Below are 20,524 nucleotides of genomic sequence, written 5' to 3' on the forward strand. Positions count from 1 at the left end.
ATTTATACTATTCATCCAATTAATACTAAGATCATCAATCTTGATGAACTATATGCTGTTAAATAAATAGCATATTGAAATGTTAATTTACTTTATTCTAGCTAAGACTCTTATATAACTTTTGAATTGGGTTTGGTATTTTATTCATGGATTCTCTAACTGATCTTATATTGCGATATTGTGTTCTTTTTGGAAGGCGTTTTTTTGCTAAAGAAAAAATCTCCTTTCTTCGTGTCTTTAGTAAAGAAGTATTGCAATTAGGGTATCAACTAGATGCTAAATTAGCAAAATTACAACTAGCTAAAAGACGGTATCAAAATTTCTATAATGGTTATATTGGTGATCTCAATAAAGCCGATATTATTATTTGTACGCATTATGATACAGGTGTTAAAAATTTTAATTTAACAAGCAAGTATGCATTTAATAACTCTTTTAATAAAAAAAATTATTTAATTAGTTTATTACCGATAATCGTTACTTTTTTATTATCTATTGCTTTGAATCTTTTTCTTTTTATTCCAGGTATTCAAGAGGCCGGTTTACTCAGTTTTTCCGGTTTGTTATCGTTGCTGACAACATTAGTTTTATTCTATTTTATTGTTCGTTATCACGGTGGTATACCAAATCAAAAAAACTTTGTGTGTAATAGCTCTAGCTTAATTTTATTACTCAATTTAATGAGTAAGCTAGATAAAAAGCGTAAAAGAAAAATAGCATTTGTGCTCTTAGATGGTGGATGTACAAATTCCTTTGGTTTGAGGATGCTAGAAAATTATTCAAAAAATATTCTTAAAAAAACAGTTATCTTTGTTGATAGTATTGGTAATGATGAACAAATTCAGATATTTAAACCTGATAATTATGCTCCCGATTTACATAATATTTCCTTTACGGAAGGATATATAGATACCAAGTTTAAACACTATCTATTGGTTACTTCAGGTAAACAAGATAGATTGAATAGAGTGAAAGTCAATAATGCTAATTCTAGTAAAGATAACGAATTATCTACTGAGAGAATCGAGCAGCATACAGAAACAATGCTTAACTTATGTTTGCAATTAGTTAGTGGTAATGACGAGTTAAATAACGATAAAAATCAATAAGCGTAGTACAAAAATATAATCATCATAGAGTGATTCGACGGATTTAAGCATCAAAGTTTAAGTCCATATTGTATAACGAAAGATATTGCTATAGGACGACATATGTTAAAAATACAAACCCCAAAAAATTATTTACAAGAGTCGGATATTTTATCTCAAGTTGGCAAATATGTTGCTGAATTTGGAAACGATGCATTTATTATTGCTGGCGAAAAAGCTTGGCAACAGACCGGAGCAACGATTGAAAAATCGTTACAAGCTGCAAATATAAAATTTAATGTTAAACTGATTTCTTATAAATGTAATTTAGAAAAATTAACTGCGGTAGCTGATGAAGTTAAGGCGCTAAAATCATCGGTGATTATTGGTGTTGGTGGCGGTACTATTATGGATTGTAGTAAAGTTGTTGCAGAGCTCGCTGGCCCATTACCAGTTATTCAAGTCCCAACTATTGCTGCTACTTGTGCTGCGTGGTCACCATTTAGTGTGTTATATGATGATAAAGGCGCTCATATTAAAAGTTTTCCATTATCGCGCTATCCTGAGTGGATTTTAGTCGACCCTGAGGTAATTATTAAATCACCGGTACGCTTTTTTAAAGCTGGAATTATTGATGCAGCAGCAAAATGGTATGAGTTTTCACCTTATTTGAAAACAAGTGATGATATCAATTTATTACTACAACTACAGATTGCTAAATTGACATTTGATGTTTTAGTTGAGCACAGTGATCAAGCTATCAAAGATTACCAAGAAGGCAAAATTACTAAAGCGGTCAGTCATACCATTGATGCAAATATTGCTTTAGCCGGTCTTGCTAATAGTGTGAGAGATGGCGCTCAAAGATCAGGTATAGCTCATGCCATTCATGATAGTTTGACACATATTCCAGATGTTTTAAAATGGGTTCATGGCGAAAAAGTCGGTTATGGTCTTGCTATTCAAGCAATTTTAGAATACCCAAATGCCGAGGATAGAATACCATTATTAAGCTGGTTAGCTAGATTGGGTATGCCTTTAACGCCAGCTCAATTGTCATCAGTCATATCTGATGATACATTAGTTGAGATTGCTCAACGAACAAAAATTAAGCCAAACTCATATAAACTGATGCCTTTTGATATTAGTCCTGAGGCAATTTTAAAAGCCTTACAAGAAAGTAGATCTTTAGCAACTTTCATGCAGAACAAATAGAATAAGAAATAACCTTTTTGTCCTATATTGTTAAAGGTTGCCTATTTGTGGTGTATTCTTTGTTATGGTATAAAGAAGAGCATAGATTTGTTATTTTTGTCTTGAAAAAGATAGTATGATGTTTAGTAAAATGATTAGATTTTTAACTAGAATAAACCATTATATTATCCAGTTGGATAATTAACGAAATTTTAATTTACTAGAGGTTAGTATGAAAAAGTGGAAAAGATCAGCAGAGGAAATATTATCTTTAGGTCCTGTTGTGCCAGTGATTGTTATTGATGATATTAATGATGCAGTTCCATTAGCAAAAGCATTAATTGCTGGTGGCGTAAGAGTATTAGAAGTGACTTTACGAACGGCATGCGCACTTGATGCAATCAAAAAAATTATTGCTGAAGTGCCTGAAGCAGTTGTTGGGGCTGGAACTGTGACAAGTGTTGAACAATTAAAAGAAGTGACTAAAGCGGGTGTTGAATTTATTATCACTCCGGGCTTAACACCTTCAATTTTAAAAGCTGCAACCGAAGGTGACGTACCTGTTATTCCTGGTATTGCAACGATTAGTGAATTATTGCTTGCAAAAGAAGCTGGATTAACCGCGTTAAAATTCTTCCCAGCTGAAGTGAATGGTGGCGTTGCTGCACTTAAAGCATTCTCTGGCCCTATCCCCGATATTAAGTTTTGTCCAACAGGCGGCATAAGTTTAAAAAATTATCGAGAATATTTAGCATTAAAAAATGTCCTTTGTGTTGGCGGATCTTGGTTTGTACCAACTGATGCAATTGCAAATGGTGATTTTGCTAAAATTACAGAACTAGCTAAACAAGCTGTAGAAGGCGCAAAATAATCTTTGTTAGCGGTGACCACTGAATACTATAAGTTATTGTAGTATTCAGGTGTGTTATTGTTTTCGTCGAGTTTAATCTGAAAATAGAATAATGATTTAAGACTATAAAAAGTTGCATTAATTCCGTTTTTCAGTATAATAATCAAACTTCGCCGAATAAAGGCAAAGATTATTGGATGTAAGTTGTTGTTACATCACTACAATACTCCCGATTTGGGGGTTACGTAAAAGAACGGATTACACTCTCCTGTCAATCGAAACAGGAATTGAGGAGTAGTCTTTTGTTATAACTTTTTTATAGTGGAGCTCTGGTCTCATGCAGAACCAAAGAATCCGAATCCGTCTAAAAGCATTTGATCATCGTTTGATTGATCAATCTACTGCGGAAATCGTTGAAACTGCGAAGCGTACTGGTGCGCAAGTTCGTGGTCCTATTCCATTACCGACGCGCAAAGAGCGTTTCACTGTATTGATTTCACCACATGTTAATAAAGATGCGCGTGATCAATACGAGATTCGTACTCATAAACGTCTAGTCGATATCGTTGAACCAACTGAAAAAACAGTTGATGCATTGATGCGTCTAGATCTTGCTGCTGGTGTTGACGTGCAGATCAGTTTAGGTTAAGGCCTAGGCTGGTAAAGATTGAGAGGTCGAAACAATGATTGGTTTAGTCGGTCGAAAAGTGGGAATGACACGAATCTTCACTGAAGATGGTGTTTCTATCCCTGTAACCGTAATTGAAGTTGAAGCAAACCGCATTACTCAAGTTAAAACACTTGAAAATGATGGTTATCAAGCTGTTCAGGTTACTACCGGTAGCAAAAAAGCTAGCCGTGTAAATAAACCTGATGCAGGTCATTTTGCTAAGGCTGGTGTAGAAGCTGGTCGTGGTCTATGGGAATTCCGTTTTGAAGAAGGCGAATTTACTGTAGGTCAAAGCATTAATGTCGATATTTTTACAGACGTTAAAAAAGTGGATGTTACTGGTACATCAAAAGGTAAAGGATTTGCTGGCGTTACTAAACGTTGGAATTTCCGTACTCAAGATGCTACTCATGGTAACTCTTTGGCACACCGTGGTCATGGCTCTATCGGTCAAAACCAAACTCCGGGTAAAGTGTTCAAAGGTCGTAAAATGGCAGGTCACTTAGGTAATGAACGTGTAACTGTTCAAAACCTAGATGTTGTACGTGTAGATGCAGAACGTAACCTTATTTTAATTAAGGGTGCTGTACCGGGTGCAATCAATAGTGACGTTTTTGTTAAACCAGCGATTAAAGCTTAACGTCGAGGAGAGTGAAATGGAATTAGTAGTTAAAGACGCGCAAGCGATCTCTGTTTCTGAAACTACCTTCGGACGTGATTTTAATGAAGCATTAGTTCATCAAGTTGTTGTTGCATATGCATCAGGAGCTCGTCAAGGAACTCGTGGTCAGAAAACTCGTGCAGAAGTAGCTGGTTCAGGCAAAAAGCCATGGCGTCAAAAAGGTACTGGTCGTGCTCGTTCAGGTTCTGTTAAGAGCCCAATCTGGCGTAGCGGTGGTGTAACATTTGCTGCTAAGAATCAGGACCATAGTCAAAAAGTTAACCGTAAAATGTATCGTGGAGCACTTAAGAGTATTTTCTCTGAATTAGTGCGTCAAGATCGTTTAGTGGTTGTTGAAAAGTTCACTGTAGAAGCACCTAAGACGAAGTTATTAACTCAGAAATTAAAAGATATGGATCTTAACGATGTATTGATTATTACTTCTGAAGTTGATGAAAACCTTTTCTTAGCTTCACGTAATATCTACAAAGTTGATGTACGTGATGTTGCCGGTATTGATCCAGTTAGTTTAATTGCGTTTGAAAAAGTTCTCATGACTGTTGATGCAGTGAAACAAGTTGAGGCAATGTTAGCAGAGGAGAAAGTAGCATGATTCGTGAAGAGCGTCTGCTAAAGGTCCTGCGTGCACCACATGTTTCTGAAAAAGCATCTCTTTCAATGGAGAAGGCTAACACTTTAGTGTTAAAAGTTGCCAAAGATGCTACTAAGAAAGAGATCAAAGCCGCAGTTGAACAACTATTTGAAGTTAAGGTAAACGATGTAAATACTCTTATCGTTAAAGGTAAAGTAAAACGTCGTGGTCAACAAATTGGTCGTCGTAGCGACTGGAAAAAAGCTTACGTCACTTTAGCGGAAGGTCAAAATTTAGACCTTGCGGGCGTCACTGAGTAATTCGGAGGAGTAAGAACAATGGCAGTTGTTAAGTGTAAACCTACATCTCCGGGTCGTCGCCACGTTGTTAAAGTGGTTAACCCAGAGTTGCATAAAGGAAAACCTTATGCACCGTTGCTTGATTCAAAAAGCAAAACTGGTGGTCGCAATAATAATGGTCGTATCACTACTCGTCACATTGGCGGTGGTCATAAACAACATTATCGTATTGTTGACTTTAAACGAAATAAAGACGGTATCCCTGCTGTAGTAGAACGTTTGGAATATGATCCAAACCGCAGTGCGAATATTGCTTTAGTTTTATATAAAGACGGTGAACGTCGTTATATTTTAGCTCCAAAAGGCTTAAAAGCTGGAGATCAGATCCAATCTGGTGTTGATGCATCGATTAAAGCAGGTAACTGTTTACCAATGCGCAATATCCCTGTTGGTTCTACTGTGCACAACGTTGAAATGAAACCAGGTAAAGGCGGACAACTTGCTCGCTCTGCTGGTAGTTATGTTCAAATCGTTGCGCGTGATGGTTCATATGTTACTCTTCGTCTTCGTTCTGGCGAAATGCGTAAAGTATTAGCTGATTGCCGTGCCACTGTTGGTGAAGTTGGTAACTCAGAACATATGCTTCGCGTATTAGGTAAAGCTGGTGCAAGCCGTTGGAGAGGTATTCGTCCGACAGTTCGTGGTACAGCAATGAACCCAGTAGATCACCCGCATGGTGGTGGTGAAGGTCGTAACTTTGGTAAACATCCTGTGTCTCCATGGGGTCAAAAAGCCAAAGGATTGAAAACTCGTAGCAACAAACGTACTGATAAGTACATTGTTCGCCATCGTAATAAAAAATAATTAAATAGAGGATTAGCTATGCCACGTTCTCTCAAGAAGGGTCCTTTTATTGACCTACACTTGCTGAAGAAGGTAGAGAAAGCGGTGGAAAGCGGAGACAAGAAGCCTTTGCGCACTTGGTCCCGTCGTTCAACGATCTTTCCTAACATGATCGGTTTGACCATCGCTGTCCATAATGGTCGTCAGCACGTGCCTGTTTATGTTACCGACGAAATGGTTGGTCATAAATTAGGTGAATTCGCGCCGACTCGTACTTATCGCGGTCACGCAGCAGATAAGAAAGCTAAGAAGAAATAAGTAGGAGAAAGAGATGGAAACAATTGCAAAATACCGCCACGCTCGTTCTTCTGCGCAAAAAGTTCGCTTAGTTGCAGATCTTGTTCGCGGTAAGAGTGTGTCACAAGCACTTGATATTTTAACGTACACCAATAAAAAAGCGGCTGTATTAGTTAAAAAAGTATTAGAGTCTGCTATTGCTAATGCAGAGCATAACGATGGTGCTGATATTGATGATCTGAAAGTTGCAAAAATTTTCGTAGATGAAGGCCCTAGCATGAAGCGAATTATGCCTCGCGCTAAAGGTCGTGCAGATCGAATTTTGAAGCGTACGAGTCACATTACTGTGATCGTGTCTGATCGCTAGGTCTGGAGAATAGCAATGGGTCAAAAAGTAAATCCAAATGGTATCCGATTAGGTATTGTCAAACCTTGGACATCTACCTGGTATGCAGATACTAAAGAATTCGCCGATAACTTGGATGGCGATTTTAAAGTGCGTCAATTCTTAAATAAAGAATTAGCGCAAGCGTCAATCTCAAAAATCGTGATCGAACGTCCAGCTAAAAGTATTCGTGTGACTATTCACACAGCTCGCCCTGGTATCGTAATCGGTAAAAAAGGTGAAGACGTTGAAAAATTACGTAATGCCATAGCAAATATTGCTGGCGTACCAGCGCAAATTAATATTGCTGAAGTTCGTAAACCTGAACTTGATGCAAAATTAGTTGCTGACAGCATCACCGCTCAATTAGAGCGTCGTGTAATGTTCCGTCGTGCAATGAAACGCGCAGTACAAAATGCAATGAAAGCAGGTGCTAAGGGTATCAAAGTTGAAGTTAGTGGCCGTTTAGGTGGAGCAGAGATTGCTCGTTCTGAATGGTATCGTGAAGGTCGTGTGCCATTACATACACTACGTGCTGATATTGATTATGGTTTATCAGAAGCACTAACAACTTATGGTATTATTGGTGTAAAAGTGTGGATCTTCAAAGGTGAGATCCTTGGTGGTATGGCTGCCGTTGAACAAGCAGATAATAAACCTGCTGCTCAACCGAAAAAGCAGCGTAAAGGCCGGAAACAATAAGGAGCGTCGCTGATGTTACAACCAAAGCGTACAAAATTCCGTAAAATGCATAAGGGTCGCAATCGCGGTCTAGCTGCAGGTGCCGATATTAGCTTCGGTACGTTCGGTCTGAAGGCTGTTGGTCGTGGTCGTTTGACTGCGCGCCAGATCGAAGCAGCACGTCGTGCAATGACACGTGCAGTTAAGCGTCAAGGTAAAATCTGGATTCGAGTATTCCCTGATAAACCAATTACTGAAAAACCACTTGAAGTGCGTATGGGTAAAGGTAAGGGTAACGTTGAATATTGGGTTGCACTAATTCAACCAGGTAAAGTCCTCTATGAAATGGATGGTGTACCGGAAGAAGTTGCTCGTGAAGCATTTGCGTTGGCAGCAGCAAAACTGCCGATTAAAACCACCTTTGTAATCAAGACGGTGATGTAAATGAAAGCAAAAGAGCTACGCGAAAAAAGCGTTGAAGAGTTAAATACTGAACTTCTAAACTTATTACGTGAACAATTTAATTTACGTATGCAGTTAGCGGGTGGTCAGTTACAACAAACTCATTTAGTTAGACAAGTGCGTCGTGATATTGCACGAGTTAAAACATTATTAACTGAGAAGGCGGGTGCGTAATGACTGATAATATTCGTACTCAGCAAGGTCGTGTTATTAGTGACAAAATGGATAAATCTATTACTGTTGCTATTGAACGTAAAGTGAAACACCCTTTATATGGTAAGTTCATTAAACGTACGACTAAATTGCATGTACATGATGAAAATAACGAGTGTGGTATTGGTGATACTGTTGAAATTAAAGAGTGTCGTCCTTTATCTAAGACTAAGTCTTGGACTCTAGTTCGAATCGTTGAAAAAGCGGTAATTTAATCTATTTGATTAAGAATCGTACAAAAATATCATAAACGGCTGTAATAGCCGTTTATTTTATGCTACCTATTTTATTAGAGTGGTGTTATACTAGCCACCCTCATAAAAATGGGGATTTTGGTTGTCTATTCTTATCCATGGTAGTTGATGTGGATGAAGGTAGATTAGACAATAATTTATTAATATGGAGCATTAAAATGATCCAAGAGCAGACTAGGCTTGATGTTGCTGATAACTCTGGCGCACGTAGCGTAATGTGTATCAAGGTTCTAGGTGGGTCGCATCGTCGTTATGCTGCGGTAGGTGATATCATCAAAGTTACCATCAAAGAAGCAATTCCACGTGGTAAAGTAAAAAAAGGTGATGTACTTAAAGCGGTAGTGGTGCGCACTAGAAAAGGGGTTCGTCGCCCTGATGGATCTGTCATTCGTTTCGATCGTAACGCTTGTGTTATTTTAAATAATAACAGTGAGCAACCGATTGGTACGCGTATTTTTGGACCGGTCACTCGTGAACTTCGTTCTGAGAAGTTTATGAAGATCATTTCACTAGCACCAGAAGTACTGTAAGGAGCGGGTAATGGCAGCGAAAATCCGTCGAGAAGATGAAGTTATCGTGTTAACTGGTAAAGATAAAGGTAAGCGCGGTAAAGTTAAAAGTGTTTTGTCTACAGGCAAAGTGATTATTGAAGGTATTAATTTGGTGAAAAAACACCAAAAACCAGTACCAGCATTAAATCAAGATGGTGGAATTGTTGAACAAGAAGCAGCAATAAATGTTTCTAACGTAGCAATTTTCAACAATGCAACTGGCAAAGCAGATCGCGTAGGCTTCCGTTTTGAAGATGGCAAAAAAGTCCGCTTCTACAAGTCTACTAATGAAACAATTAAGTAATTTGGAGTGTACGATGGCGAAACTGCATGATCACTACAATGCACAGGTAGTAAATAAACTGCAAGAACAGTTTGGCTACAAATCTGTCATGCAAGTCCCTCGGATCGAAAAGATCACCTTGAATATGGGTGTTGGTGAAGCAATTACTGATAAGAAATTATTAGATAATGCTGTAGCAGATTTAGCTGCTATCAGTGGTCAAAAACCACTTGTCACTAAAGCACGCAAATCAGTTGCTGGTTTTAAAATCCGTCAAGGGTATCCTATTGGTTGTAAAGTCACTTTACGTGGCGAGCGTATGTGGGAGTTCTTTGAACGTTTAGTTTATATAGCTCTACCTCGTACTCGAGATTTTCGTGGTTTAAGCGCAAAATCTTTCGATGGTCGTGGTAACTATAGTATGGGCGTTCGTGAGCAGATCGTTTTCCCTGAAATCGACTACGACAAAGTCGATCGTGTTCGTGGTTTAGATATTACTATCACCACCACTGCACAATCAGATGATGAAGGCCGCGCGTTGTTGTCTGCCTTTAACTTTCCATTTCGTAAGTAAGGGTAGGGTAAACTAATGGCTAAACAATCAATGATTGAGCGTGATAAAAAACGCGTAAAGCTAGCAAATAGATACTTTGCAAAGCGTCAAGAATTAAAAGCGATCATCTCTGGAGTTGATTCTACAGATGAAGATCGTTGGAATGCGGTGCTTAAATTGCAAACGCTTCCTCGAGATTCTAGTCCATCTCGTCAACGTAATCGTTGTCGTCAAACGGGTCGTCCACATGGCGTCCTTCGTAAGTTTGGTCTAAGCCGTATTAAGGTTAGGGAGACTGCTATGCGCGGTGAAATTCCTGGTCTTAAGAAGGCAAGTTGGTAATCAGAGGAGTGTTATAGATGAGCATGCAAGATCCTATTGCAGATATGTTGACCCGAGTTCGTAATGGTCAAGCTGCAAACAAAGTTGCGGTCACCATGCCTTCCTCTAAGTTAAAAGTGGCAATTGCCAACGTGCTAAAAGAAGAAGGTTATGTAGAAGACTACAAAATTATAGGTGACACTAAGCCTGAACTAGAAATTACATTAAAGTATTTCCAAGGTAAGGCAGTAGTAGAAACTATTAAACGTGTTAGCCGTCCTGGTTTACGTATTTATAAACGTAAAGATGAATTACCAAAAGTAATGGCAGGATTAGGTATCGCGGTTATTTCTACTTCTAAAGGTGTTATGACTGATCGAGCAGCACGCCAAGCAGGTCTTGGTGGTGAAATTATCTGCTACGTAGCGTAAGGGAGAAAAAAATGTCTCGTGTTGCTAAAGCACCTGTCGTTATTCCTGCTGGCGTAGAGGTAAAACTCAACGGTCAGGTAATTACGATTAAAGGTAAAAATGGCGAGTTATCTCGTTCAATTAATAATGCTGTTGTTCTTAACCAAGAAGATGGTGCAATTAAATTTGCTCCTCGTGACGGCGCGGCTGATGCTTGGGCTCAAGCAGGAACCGCAAGAGCATTGGTTAACTCAATGGTAATTGGTGTTACTGAAGGATTTACTAAAAAACTTCAGCTAGTAGGTGTAGGTTATCGTGCACAACTTAAAGGTAATGCTGTTGGTCTATCTCTTGGATTTTCACATCCAATTGAGCATCAGTTACCTGCAGGTGTAACCGCTGAGTGTCCATCACAAACTGAAATCATCCTGAAAAGTGCTGATAAACAGTTAATTGGTCAAGTGGCAGCAGATATCCGTGCTTATCGTCGTCCTGAACCTTATAAAGGTAAAGGTGTTCGTTACGCAGACGAAGTCGTGCGTACTAAAGAAGCTAAGAAGAAGTAAGGTAACACTATGGATAAGAAATCAGCTCGTATCCGTCGTGCAACTAAAGCGCGTGCGAAAATGCGTGAGTTATTGGCAACACGTCTTGTTGTTCACCGTACTCCGCGTCATATTTACGCGCAAATTATCGCACCGAACGGATCTGAAGTACTGGCAGCAGCTTCAACTCTTGAAAAAGCTATCAGTGAAAGTTTAAAATACACCGGAAACAAAGACGCAGCGGCTGCAGTTGGTAAAGCAATTGCTGAGCGTGCATTAGCGAAAGATATTAAAGATGTCGCTTTTGACCGTTCTGGTTTCCAATATCATGGTCGAGTTCAGGCGTTAGCAGATGCTGCTCGCGAAGCTGGCCTTCAGTTCTAAGGTAGGAGTTAAAGATGTCAAACATCGAAAAACAAGCTGGTGAACTGCAGGAAAAACTAATCGCAGTTAATCGCGTATCAAAAACCGTAAAAGGTGGTCGTATTTTTAGTTTTTCTGCACTAACAGTGGTTGGTGATGGTAATGGTCGTGTAGGTTTTGGTTATGGTAAAGCTCGCGAAGTTCCAGCTGCTATTCAAAAAGCAATGGAAAAAGCTCGTCGTAACATGATCAATGTCGCATTGAATAACGAAACATTACAGCACCCAGTTAAAGGTGCCCATACTGGTTCTCGTGTTTATATGCAGCCAGCGTCAGAAGGTACAGGTATCATTGCCGGTGGTGCAATGCGTGCAGTACTTGAAGTTGCCGGAGTTCGCAACGTTCTTGCAAAAGCGTATGGTTCTACAAACCCAATTAATGTGGTGCGTGCAACTATTGATGGATTAGAAAATATGAAATCACCAGAAATGGTCGCTGCAAAACGTGGTAAAACCGTCGAAGATATTTTGGGGTAATGGACCATGGCTAAAACGATTAAAATTACACAGACTCGTAGTTCTATTGGACGTTTACCGAAGCATAAAGCAACGTTACGCGGTCTAGGATTACGTGGAATTGGTCATACTGTTGAGCGTGAGGATACTCCTGCGATGCGTGGTATGGTTAACCAAGTTTATTACATGGTTAAAGTAGAGGAGTAATAAGTAATGCGTTTAAATACTTTATCTCCTGCTGAAGGTTCAAAACATGTTGCTAAACGTCTAGGCCGAGGTATCGGTTCTGGATTAGGTAAAACAGGCGGACGTGGTGTTAAAGGCCAAAATTCTCGTTCAGGCGGCGGTGTTCGTCGTGGTTTCGAGGGTGGTCAAATGCCATTATATCGTCGCTTACCTAAATTTGGCTTTACTTCTCGCAAATCTTTGGTAACAACAGAAGTTCGTCTTTCTGATTTAATGAAAGTTGAAGGTGATGTTGTTGACTTAAATTCGCTAAAAGCCGCAAATGTTATTAGTACACAAATTGAATTTGCAAAAATTATGCTAGCAGGCGAAATTACTAAACCAGTTACCGTTCGTGGTATTCGTGTCTCTAAAGGTGCGAAAATTGCAATCGAAGCGGCTGGTGGAAAAATCGAGGAATAATTAGAAAGATGGCAAAGCAACCAGGATTAGATTTCCAAAGTTCAAGAGGCGGAAGTGGTGAGCTCAGAAGGCGATTATTATTTGTTCTTGTGGCGCTGATCGTGTTCCGTATTGGTTCTTTTATTCCGGTTCCTGGTATCGATACTGAGGCGTTAACCAAATTGCTTTCACAAGCTGCAAGCGATAATGGTATTATTGGCATGTTCAATATGTTCTCAGGTGGTGCGTTAAGCCGAGCTTCAATTTTTGCATTAGGTATCATGCCGTATATTTCTGCATCTATTATTGTGCAGTTATTAACGGCAATTAACCCGAAACTTGCAGAGTTGAAAAAAGAAGGTGAATCTGGTCGTAAAAAGATTAGCCAATATACTCGTTACGGTACGTTAGTACTTGCGATTATTCAGGCTGTCGGTATTGCTACAGGGTTGCCTCAGATTCCAGGATTTGGCCAAGTGGTTATTAATCCCGGTTTCTCTTTCTATTTTATCGCCTCAGTAAGTTTAGTTACTGGCACTATGTTTTTAATGTGGCTTGGTGAACAAATCACTGAAAGAGGTGTTGGTAATGGTATCTCAATTATTATCTTTGCAGGTATTGTTGCCGGACTGCCTCACGCTATTGTTGAAACTATTGCAAAAGCTCGTTTAGGTGAATTGCATCCTATATTATTATTGGTTGTTGCAGCATTAGTTATTGGTATTACTTACTTTGTTGTATTTGTTGAACGTGGTCAACGACGTATTGTTGTTAACTATGCTCAGCGTCAACAAGGCCGCCGAGTCTATGCAGCACAAAGCACCCATCTTCCGTTGAAGATTAATATGGCTGGGGTTATTCCTGCTATCTTTGCTTCAACTATCGTGATGTTACCAGCAATGATGGCCTCATGGTTACAAGGAGATGGACAAGGGTGGCGTTATATTTTTGTTGTGATTGGACAGTATTTTTCACATGAACAGCCGTTATATATGATTTTTTATGCAGCTGCGATTATATTTTTCTGTTTCTTCTATACAGCATTAGTATTCAACCCTCGTGAAACTGCTGAGCAACTGAAAAAATCGGGTGCGTTTATTCCAGGAATTCGCCCAGGTGAACAAACGGCTAAATATATCGATAAAGTCATGACTCGTTTAACACTTGTCGGTGCTCTTTATATTACCTTTGTTTGTTTAGTTCCAATGTTTATGACTTCAGCGATGAAAGTTCCAGTTCAATTTGGCGGAACATCTTTACTCATTGTTGTTGTTGTTATCATGGATTTTATGGCACAGATACAGACTCTTATGATGCCAAATCGTTATGAGTCCGTTTTAAAGAAAGCTAACCTTAAAGGCTATGGCCGATAAGTTAGCCAGAAGTTACGGAGAGAAAAATGAAAGTTCGTGCTTCAGTCAAGAGATTATGTAGAAATTGTAAAATTATTAAACGTAATGGTGTTGTTCGTGTGATTTGTGTTGAAGGTAAACACAAACAACGTCAAGGCTAATTGCTTTTTTAATTAAGCTTTTACATATTTTACTTGCCAAAGTATAGTAAGCTGGCTAGAATAGCCAGCCTATAATTATTATGGTCCCTTTATTTGAGTATCCTGAAAACGGGCTTTTCGGTATAAAGGTGACTAGATTATTTAATTTTAAATACATAGGAGTGCATAGTGGCCCGTATAGCAGGCATTAACATTCCTGATCAACAACATGCTGTAATTGCTTTGCAAGCGATTTATGGTATTGGTAGTACTCGTGCTAAAGCTATTTGTTTAGCAGCTGGTATTGCTGAAAATGTTAAGATCAGAGAACTATCTGAAGATCAGATTGAACAGTTACGTGAACAAGTTGCAAAATTCACTGTAGAAGGTGATTTGCGTCGTGAAGTGACTATGAGTATCAAGCGTTTATTAGACCTTGGTTGTTATCGTGGTATACGTCATCGCCGTGGACTCCCAGTTCGTGGTCAACGTACAAAGACTAACGCCCGTACCCGTAAGGGACCGCGTAAGCCTATCAAGAAATAATCGGGGTAATTAATAATGGCAAAGACACCTGTTCGTGCTGCACGTAAACGTGTAAAAAAACAAGTTTCTGATGGTATAGCTCATGTTCATGCATCTTTTAACAATACAATCGTAACTATTACCGATCGTCAGGGTAATGCGTTAGGTTGGGCAACCGCTGGTGGTTCTGGATTCCGAGGCTCTCGTAAGTCTACTCCGTTCGCAGCACAAGTTGCAGCAGAGCGTTGTGCAGAAGCTGTGAAAGAATACGGAATTAAGAATCTGGAAGTTATGGTAAAAGGACCTGGTCCTGGTCGTGAGTCAACAATTCGTGCATTAAATGCAGCGGGTTATCGCATCACTAACATCACTGATGTTACTCCGATTCCTCATAACGGTTGTCGTCCACCAAAGAAACGTCGTGTTTAGTTCGGCGTTTTAGGATTATTGGAGAAAGAAAATGGCAAGATATTTGGGACCAAAACTCAAATTAAGTCGTCGTGAAGGTACTGATTTATTTCTAAAATCAGGCGTTCGTGCGGTAGATAGCAAATGTAAATTAGAACAAGCTCCTGGTCAGCATGGTGCGCGTAAACCGCGTTTATCTGACTATGGTGTTCAATTACGTGAAAAGCAAAAAGTTCGTCGTATTTATGGTATTTTAGAAAAACAATTCCGTAATTACTACAAAGATGCAGCTCGTATTAAAGGTAATACTGGTGAAAACTTATTAAATCTTTTAGAGCGTCGTTTAGATAACGTTGTTTATCGTATGGGATTTGGTGCAACGCGCGCTGAAGCTCGTCAATTAGTTAGTCATAAAGCTGTATTAGTTAATGGTCGTGTTGTAAATATCGCATCTTATCAAGTATCTACTGACGATGTGATCAGCGTTCGTGAAAAGGCGAAAAAGCAAGCACGTATTAAAGCAGCATTAGAATTAGCTGAGCAACGTGAAAAACCAACTTGGTTAGAAGTTGATGCCGGTAAAATGGAAGGAACGTTTAAGCGTATTCCTGAGCGTTCAGATTTATCTGCTGACATCAATGAACATTTGATCGTCGAACTTTACTCTAAGTAAAGTTTAGTACTTAAGAGAGGACACAATGCAGGGTTCTGTAACAGAGTTTTTAAAACCTCACCTAGTTGACGTTGTTCAATATAATCATACTCATGCAAAAGTGACTCTAGAGCCACTTGAGCGTGGTTTTGGTCACACACTAGGCAATGCACTGCGCCGTATTTTATTATCTTCAATGCCGGGATGTGCTGTAACGGAAGTTGAGATCGATGGCGTATTGCATGAATACAGTACTAAAGAAGGCGTCCAAGAAGATGTACTTGATATACTACTTAATTTGAAAAAATTAGCAGTGAAAGTACATAGTAAAGATGATGTAATGTTAACATTGAACAAATCTGGAGCTGGTGTTGTAACTGCTTCTGATATTACTCATGATGGTGATGTCGAAATTGTTAACCCAGATCTTGTAATTTGTCATCTTACTGACGCAAATGCCTCAATTAGTATGCGTATTCGCGTGCAAAGAGGTCGTGGCTATGTCCCAGCTTCTGCTCGCGTAAAATTGGAAGATGAAGATCGTCCAATTGGTCGCTTGTTAGTTGATGCTTGTTTCAGTCCAATCGATAAGATTGCATATTCAGTGGAAGCGGCTCGTGTTGAACAACGAACGGATTTAGATAAATTAGTTATCGATATGGAAACTAATGGCACTATTGATCCTGAAGAGTCAATTAGACGAGCTTCGACAATTTTGGCTGAGCAACTTGAAGCTTTTGTTGATCTGAGAGATATACGTCAACCAGAAGTAAAAGAAGACAAACCAGAATTTGATCCAATTTTACTACGTCCAGTAGATGATTTGGAATTAACCGTTCGATCTGCCAACTGTTTGAAAGCAGAAGCAGTTCATTACATTGGTGATTTAGTACAACGTACCGAAGTTGAGTTATTAAAAACCCCTAATTTAGGTAAGAAATCTCTTACTGAAATTAAGGATGTGCTCGCTTCTCGTGGTTTATCTCTGGGCATGCGTCTTGAGAACTGGCCACCAGCAAGTATTGTTGAAGACTAATATAAAGTTTATATAAGAAGGATAAAGTTATGCGCCATCGTAAAAGTGGTCGTCAGCTTAATCGTAATAGCAGCCATCGTCAGGCGATGTTTCGTAACATGACAAGTTCACTTGTTGAACACGAAATTATCAAGACAACTTTACCTAAGGCTAAAGAGCTGCGTCGAGTAGTTGAACCGTTAATAACATTAGCTAAAACTGATAGTGAAGCTAATCGTCGTTTGGCTTTTGCTCGCATCCGTAATACGGATACAGTAAAAAAATTGTTCTCAGATTTAGGTCCACGTTTTGCTAATCGTCCTGGTGGATATATTCGCATATTGAAATGTGGTTTCCGTCCTGGTGACAGTGCTCCAATGGCTTACATTGAGCTAGTTGATCGTCCTGCTGTTGATGTAGCAGATACAGCTTCTGCTGAGTAATAGCATTTGAGTCAAAAAAACCGACATTATTGTCGGTTTTTTTATCTTCATATCAAATTACATTATTTTATGAGATTAGCTGTATATTTGTCGTTATTCTTAAATTGCTTAATCAGATAAAAAATAATTAATAATGAGGTGGTGGTGTTTCTTCTGATGCGTTAGCAATATTAGATATTTGTGCTGCTTGTAATTTTTTTGATAACAATGTAAGTTGCTCTTTTAATTTAAACATTTCTGATTGCAACGTGATGACTTCTTGATTCAATGCCTCTGTAGCTATCTCTTGAAAACTAATTTTTGCTTCTAATGTTTCGATATAGGTCATTACTTTTTCATTCATCATAGACAATATTTATTCTCTCTATTACTCAATTTAATCCTGTTAATTGTACTAGAAATGTATTCAGATGTATATTTTGATACACGTAACAATAAACTCACATTTTGAATATATCTAAAGTATTTTATAACCACCCTCTTTCTGCAAATGAGACATGCTGTCCTTTACCTATAACGACATGATCAATAATACGAATATCAACAAGGTTACATGCTTGCTCTATTTGAACAGTTACATTTCGATCTGCTTGACTTGGTTCAGCTGTACCTGAGGGGTGATTATGTGCAAGGATGAGAGCTACAGCATTATACTTTAGCGCTGTACGGACAATTTCTCTTGGATGAATCTCCACTGAATTATAGGTACCGATAAACATTTCCTGAGTATGAATAACGTTATTTTGATTATTGAGGAAAATGACTAAAAATATTTCTCGTTCTTGTTCAGCTAAACGGCTAGCAAGATAATGATAGGTAAGGTTAGGTGAATTGAGATAATTTTCCATCGTCATTTTTACTTTTAAATATCTCTGTGATAGTTCAATGACTGCTTTTAATTGAGTATATTTGACGGTCCCTAGCCCTAGTTTTTGACAAAACTCGTTATGATTTGCATTCATTAAGTTGTACAACGAACCAAATTCATTTAATAAATTCTGTGATAAATGTAATACCGGTAATTTCTTGGTACCAGTTCTTAAAAAAATTGCTAATAATTCATAGTCAGATAAAGATTCTGCACCAAATTTTAGAAGCTTTTCTCTTGGCATCATTTTTCTATTCCATCATTGTAAAATAGCATTACATTTTGTTGAAAATTAAATAATGATAAAGTTTTATAATAAATTTATGTGAATATGTTCACAAAATAGTATTATCTTTTGCAATAAAAAAAGCGCTAATTTATTAGCGCTTATATCGAAAAGATAATAACTATATAGCGTTAGTGGCTACATCCACAGCCGCCATGACCACCACAACAGCCGTCATCATTATCATCATGGTCATCACCACCACAGCATCCGCTCTCTTCACCATGCCCACCACACCCACAACCGCCATGACTATGGCCATGAGCACCATGAACGTGACCATGAGTTAATTCTTCTTCAGTCGCTTCACGTACATCAATGATTTCAACTGTGAATTTTAAATCTTGCCCTGCTAACATATGATTACCATCTACAGTAATTTTATCACCATCAATCGCTGTAATTTCCACTGGTACAGGCCCATGTTCTGTATCGGCTAAAAAACGCATGCCGACTTCAAGATCATCAACGCCAACAAAAACTTCTTTAGGTACTTCTTGTACTAGATTGTCATTATAGTCACCATAAGCATTATTTGATGCGACTTCAACATCAAATTTATCTCCAGCTACTCGACCAACTAATGCATCTTCTAAGCCTTTAATTAAATTACCTGCGCCGTGCAAGTATTCTAAAGGAGCGACGGCAGTTGCTTCATCAACTAAAACGCCATCTTTTGTACGAACTTGATAAGCAATGCTTACAACATTATCTTTTGCTATTTTCATTTTATCTCCAGTCTTTAGCGAGAAAAGATTTAATGATTTTATCCGAAAAAAACCATAATGTATCTTTTTTAATGATAATATTTGAGGAATATTATTATTTCGACAAGGTAGAATGCTACTTATTATTAATTGTATAAAAAATAAATCCATCTTATTACTTATCAATTCAGGCGGTAAGTTGAATCAGTTGTTATTTTTTATAGATTAATAATCTTGATTACGGCATACATTTTTATTCTTATCAGATCATTTTTATACTTTTTTTATATCAAGCAAAACTATTTTTACACCTTTTTTATATCCTTTTCTTTATGCTGACTAGGTAATAATTATTTTAGTGAGCTTTATTTTATGTCAATCTTATTAGGAATTGCTTTTCTATTTGCAATTAGTTTATTCGGTTATTTAGTTTATGTCCTGTACAATGCGGAGGACTTTTAAATGACAACGCAAGCAATGATTTTACTTGTCTTATTATTAGCGGTATTAACCATACTCGCTTATCCATTAGGTAAATACCTAGCATATATTGCTATACCTGACAATAATGTGAAGGGACTTAGCTATATTGAGTCTTGTATTTACAAAGTTTCAGCTGTACAAAATCATCAACAAATGAATTGGAAACAATATGCCCTAAGCGTTATGTTGTTCAATATCTTAGGAATTATTGTTCTCGTTATTTTACAGTTATTACAATCCTACTTATCGCTAAACCCAAATAATGCAGAAATGCTGCGCTTAGATTTGGCGATTAACACCGCTGTAAGTTTTGTAACAAATACAAATTGGCAGGCTTATAGTGGAGAAACGGGTGTTAGTTATTTAGTTCAAATGCTTGGACTTACAGTGCAGTATTTCTTATCGGCAGCGACTGGGATTGCAATTGCAATTGTATTTGCAGTCATTCGTGGACTAAGTAGTTATAATCAAACTGCCCATAGTCTTGGTAACTTTTGGGTTGATATCACGCGCATAACACTTTATGTGTTGTTACCTCTATCGATTATTGTGAGTCTCATTTTTGTAAGCCAAGGTGTTATTCAAAATTTTTCAGCTCCCTTAGAAGTTAAAACTTTAGACGGTGGTTCGCAAATACTTGCGATGGGGTATTTACATAATACGTTTATTTTCGGTGATGTTCAAATTGATTTCAGTACTCATCAGATTTTAAAAGGAGGCCAAGAAGTCCACCTTACTCCAACTGAATATAAATTATTAAGTGAGTTGATTAAAAATGTTGGCAGAGTCTGTACTCAGCGGCAATTATTGTTAGCTGTTTGGGGGCCAAATTATGTGGAACAACCGCATTATTTACGGATTTATATGGGGCATTTACGCCAAAAATTAGAGTCTGAACCAACTAATCCGGCACATTTACTTACTGAAACGGCGATAGGTTATCGACTAATCCAATAAACGACATTGTTATACCAGACTTTAATTAATC

At 38.2% G+C, this 20,524-nt stretch carries 35 protein-coding genes; 32 read left to right on the forward strand and 3 right to left on the reverse strand.

Annotated features, from left to right (window positions below; translation table 11 throughout):
* Window positions 1-146: 146 nt before the first annotated feature.
* From RHO11_10020 to rplQ, 31 genes are all read left to right on the forward strand, one after another.
* Complete coding sequence (locus tag RHO11_10020; protein ID WVD60823.1) at window positions 147-1,109, forward strand: hypothetical protein; 963 nt, start codon at window positions 147-149, stop codon at window positions 1,107-1,109.
* Window positions 1,110-1,211: 102 nt separating this feature from the next.
* Window positions 1,212-2,303, forward strand: coding sequence for an iron-containing alcohol dehydrogenase family protein (locus tag RHO11_10025; protein ID WVD60824.1), 1,092 nt, complete (start codon window positions 1,212-1,214; stop codon window positions 2,301-2,303).
* 211 nt (window positions 2,304-2,514) lie between these two features.
* The gene (locus tag RHO11_10030; protein WVD60825.1) at window positions 2,515-3,153 is read left to right on the forward strand and encodes a bifunctional 4-hydroxy-2-oxoglutarate aldolase/2-dehydro-3-deoxy-phosphogluconate aldolase; all 639 of its coding nucleotides are present in this window, start codon (window positions 2,515-2,517) and stop codon (window positions 3,151-3,153) included.
* A gap of 316 nt (window positions 3,154-3,469) precedes the next feature.
* Window positions 3,470-3,781, forward strand: coding sequence for a 30S ribosomal protein S10 (gene rpsJ / locus RHO11_10035; protein WVD60826.1), 312 nt, complete (start codon window positions 3,470-3,472; stop codon window positions 3,779-3,781).
* Window positions 3,782-3,815: 34 nt separating this feature from the next.
* Complete coding sequence (rplC, locus tag RHO11_10040) at window positions 3,816-4,442, forward strand: 50S ribosomal protein L3 (GenBank protein WVD60827.1); 627 nt, start codon at window positions 3,816-3,818, stop codon at window positions 4,440-4,442.
* Window positions 4,443-4,458: 16 nt separating this feature from the next.
* Entirely contained in the window at window positions 4,459-5,076 is a 618-nt protein-coding gene (gene rplD / locus RHO11_10045) for a 50S ribosomal protein L4 (GenBank protein ID WVD60828.1), read from the forward strand.
* Window positions 5,073-5,375: a 50S ribosomal protein L23 gene (gene rplW / locus RHO11_10050; protein WVD60829.1), complete on the forward strand. Its 303-nt coding sequence runs from the start codon at window positions 5,073-5,075 to the stop codon at window positions 5,373-5,375. Before rplD ends, rplW begins: the two co-directional genes overlap by 4 nt.
* 18 nt (window positions 5,376-5,393) lie before the next feature.
* On the forward strand, window positions 5,394-6,218 hold the full coding sequence (gene rplB / locus RHO11_10055; protein ID WVD60830.1) for a 50S ribosomal protein L2: 825 nt from the start codon (window positions 5,394-5,396) through the stop codon (window positions 6,216-6,218).
* An 18-nt stretch (window positions 6,219-6,236) separates the two neighbouring features.
* Window positions 6,237-6,515, forward strand: coding sequence for a 30S ribosomal protein S19 (gene rpsS, locus RHO11_10060; GenBank protein ID WVD60831.1), 279 nt, complete (start codon window positions 6,237-6,239; stop codon window positions 6,513-6,515).
* A gap of 13 nt (window positions 6,516-6,528) precedes the next feature.
* Window positions 6,529-6,861: a 50S ribosomal protein L22 gene (gene rplV, locus RHO11_10065; protein ID WVD60832.1), complete on the forward strand. Its 333-nt coding sequence runs from the start codon at window positions 6,529-6,531 to the stop codon at window positions 6,859-6,861.
* Window positions 6,862-6,876: 15 nt separating this feature from the next.
* Window positions 6,877-7,581, forward strand: a complete 705-nt coding sequence (gene rpsC / locus RHO11_10070) for a 30S ribosomal protein S3 (GenBank protein ID WVD60833.1) — start codon at window positions 6,877-6,879, stop codon at window positions 7,579-7,581.
* A gap of 12 nt (window positions 7,582-7,593) precedes the next feature.
* Entirely contained in the window at window positions 7,594-8,004 is a 411-nt protein-coding gene (rplP, locus tag RHO11_10075; protein WVD60834.1) for a 50S ribosomal protein L16, read from the forward strand.
* Window positions 8,005-8,196, forward strand: a complete 192-nt coding sequence (gene rpmC / locus RHO11_10080) for a 50S ribosomal protein L29 (GenBank protein ID WVD60835.1) — start codon at window positions 8,005-8,007, stop codon at window positions 8,194-8,196. It begins immediately after the preceding gene.
* Window positions 8,196-8,450: a 30S ribosomal protein S17 gene (gene rpsQ, locus RHO11_10085; GenBank protein WVD60836.1), complete on the forward strand. Its 255-nt coding sequence runs from the start codon at window positions 8,196-8,198 to the stop codon at window positions 8,448-8,450. The genes rpmC and rpsQ overlap by 1 nt, the downstream gene beginning before the upstream one ends.
* Before the next feature lie 197 nt (window positions 8,451-8,647).
* On the forward strand, window positions 8,648-9,019 hold the full coding sequence (gene rplN / locus RHO11_10090) for a 50S ribosomal protein L14 (GenBank protein WVD62885.1): 372 nt from the start codon (window positions 8,648-8,650) through the stop codon (window positions 9,017-9,019).
* Window positions 9,020-9,029: 10 nt separating this feature from the next.
* Complete coding sequence (gene rplX / locus RHO11_10095) at window positions 9,030-9,344, forward strand: 50S ribosomal protein L24 (protein ID WVD60837.1); 315 nt, start codon at window positions 9,030-9,032, stop codon at window positions 9,342-9,344.
* Between the two features lie 13 nt (window positions 9,345-9,357).
* On the forward strand, window positions 9,358-9,897 hold the full coding sequence (gene rplE, locus RHO11_10100) for a 50S ribosomal protein L5 (protein WVD60838.1): 540 nt from the start codon (window positions 9,358-9,360) through the stop codon (window positions 9,895-9,897).
* Between the two features lie 15 nt (window positions 9,898-9,912).
* On the forward strand, window positions 9,913-10,218 hold the full coding sequence (rpsN, locus tag RHO11_10105; GenBank protein WVD60839.1) for a 30S ribosomal protein S14: 306 nt from the start codon (window positions 9,913-9,915) through the stop codon (window positions 10,216-10,218).
* A gap of 17 nt (window positions 10,219-10,235) precedes the next feature.
* Window positions 10,236-10,628 carry a 30S ribosomal protein S8 gene (gene rpsH / locus RHO11_10110; GenBank protein ID WVD60840.1) on the forward strand — a complete coding sequence of 131 codons (393 nt, stop codon included), beginning with the start codon at window positions 10,236-10,238 and terminating at the stop codon, window positions 10,626-10,628.
* Window positions 10,629-10,639: 11 nt separating this feature from the next.
* Window positions 10,640-11,173 carry a 50S ribosomal protein L6 gene (rplF, locus tag RHO11_10115; GenBank protein ID WVD60841.1) on the forward strand — a complete coding sequence of 178 codons (534 nt, stop codon included), beginning with the start codon at window positions 10,640-10,642 and terminating at the stop codon, window positions 11,171-11,173.
* Between the two features lie 9 nt (window positions 11,174-11,182).
* Window positions 11,183-11,536, forward strand: a complete 354-nt coding sequence (rplR, locus tag RHO11_10120) for a 50S ribosomal protein L18 (protein ID WVD60842.1) — start codon at window positions 11,183-11,185, stop codon at window positions 11,534-11,536.
* A gap of 14 nt (window positions 11,537-11,550) precedes the next feature.
* Window positions 11,551-12,051 carry a 30S ribosomal protein S5 gene (gene rpsE, locus RHO11_10125; protein ID WVD60843.1) on the forward strand — a complete coding sequence of 167 codons (501 nt, stop codon included), beginning with the start codon at window positions 11,551-11,553 and terminating at the stop codon, window positions 12,049-12,051.
* Between the two features lie 6 nt (window positions 12,052-12,057).
* Window positions 12,058-12,237 (forward strand): 50S ribosomal protein L30, encoded by a 180-nt coding sequence (rpmD, locus tag RHO11_10130; protein WVD60844.1) that lies wholly within the window; start codon window positions 12,058-12,060, stop codon window positions 12,235-12,237.
* Between the two features lie 6 nt (window positions 12,238-12,243).
* Window positions 12,244-12,678: a 50S ribosomal protein L15 gene (gene rplO / locus RHO11_10135; GenBank protein ID WVD60845.1), complete on the forward strand. Its 435-nt coding sequence runs from the start codon at window positions 12,244-12,246 to the stop codon at window positions 12,676-12,678.
* Between the two features lie 8 nt (window positions 12,679-12,686).
* Entirely contained in the window at window positions 12,687-14,030 is a 1,344-nt protein-coding gene (gene secY, locus RHO11_10140) for a preprotein translocase subunit SecY (protein ID WVD60846.1), read from the forward strand.
* A gap of 26 nt (window positions 14,031-14,056) precedes the next feature.
* Entirely contained in the window at window positions 14,057-14,170 is a 114-nt protein-coding gene (gene rpmJ, locus RHO11_10145) for a 50S ribosomal protein L36 (protein WVD60847.1), read from the forward strand.
* A 168-nt stretch (window positions 14,171-14,338) separates the two neighbouring features.
* On the forward strand, window positions 14,339-14,695 hold the full coding sequence (gene rpsM, locus RHO11_10150) for a 30S ribosomal protein S13 (GenBank protein ID WVD60848.1): 357 nt from the start codon (window positions 14,339-14,341) through the stop codon (window positions 14,693-14,695).
* 15 nt (window positions 14,696-14,710) lie between these two features.
* Window positions 14,711-15,103, forward strand: a complete 393-nt coding sequence (gene rpsK, locus RHO11_10155) for a 30S ribosomal protein S11 (GenBank protein ID WVD60849.1) — start codon at window positions 14,711-14,713, stop codon at window positions 15,101-15,103.
* A gap of 31 nt (window positions 15,104-15,134) precedes the next feature.
* The gene (rpsD, locus tag RHO11_10160; GenBank protein ID WVD60850.1) at window positions 15,135-15,755 is read left to right on the forward strand and encodes a 30S ribosomal protein S4; all 621 of its coding nucleotides are present in this window, start codon (window positions 15,135-15,137) and stop codon (window positions 15,753-15,755) included.
* 25 nt (window positions 15,756-15,780) lie between these two features.
* Window positions 15,781-16,770 (forward strand): DNA-directed RNA polymerase subunit alpha, encoded by a 990-nt coding sequence (rpoA, locus tag RHO11_10165; GenBank protein ID WVD60851.1) that lies wholly within the window; start codon window positions 15,781-15,783, stop codon window positions 16,768-16,770.
* 29 nt (window positions 16,771-16,799) lie between these two features.
* Window positions 16,800-17,192 (forward strand): 50S ribosomal protein L17, encoded by a 393-nt coding sequence (gene rplQ / locus RHO11_10170; protein WVD60852.1) that lies wholly within the window; start codon window positions 16,800-16,802, stop codon window positions 17,190-17,192.
* 127 nt (window positions 17,193-17,319) lie between these two features.
* Here rplQ and RHO11_10175 read toward each other — a convergent pair whose 3' ends face one another.
* The 3 genes from RHO11_10175 to slyD all read right to left on the reverse strand — a co-directional run bounded on the left by RHO11_10175 (window position 17,320) and on the right by slyD (window position 19,074).
* Window positions 17,320-17,538 carry a SlyX family protein gene (locus RHO11_10175; protein WVD60853.1) on the reverse strand — a complete coding sequence of 73 codons (219 nt, stop codon included), beginning with the start codon at window positions 17,536-17,538 and terminating at the stop codon, window positions 17,320-17,322.
* A 121-nt stretch (window positions 17,539-17,659) separates the two neighbouring features.
* A complete protein-coding gene (gene radC / locus RHO11_10180; GenBank protein WVD60854.1) occupies window positions 17,660-18,307 on the reverse strand; it encodes a DNA repair protein RadC in 648 nt (215 codons plus the stop codon).
* A 170-nt stretch (window positions 18,308-18,477) separates the two neighbouring features.
* Window positions 18,478-19,074 carry a peptidylprolyl isomerase gene (gene slyD / locus RHO11_10185; protein ID WVD60855.1) on the reverse strand — a complete coding sequence of 199 codons (597 nt, stop codon included), beginning with the start codon at window positions 19,072-19,074 and terminating at the stop codon, window positions 18,478-18,480.
* 441 nt (window positions 19,075-19,515) lie between these two features.
* Here slyD and RHO11_10190 point away from each other — a divergent pair, with 441 nt between their 5' ends.
* Window positions 19,516-20,493, forward strand: a complete 978-nt coding sequence (locus RHO11_10190) for a potassium-transporting ATPase subunit KdpA (GenBank protein WVD60856.1) — start codon at window positions 19,516-19,518, stop codon at window positions 20,491-20,493.
* The last annotated feature ends 31 nt before the right edge of the window (window positions 20,494-20,524 follow it).

The organism is Orbaceae bacterium BiB, assembly GCA_036251205.1.
GTDB lineage: Bacteria > Pseudomonadota > Gammaproteobacteria > Enterobacterales > Orbaceae > Orbus > Orbus mooreae.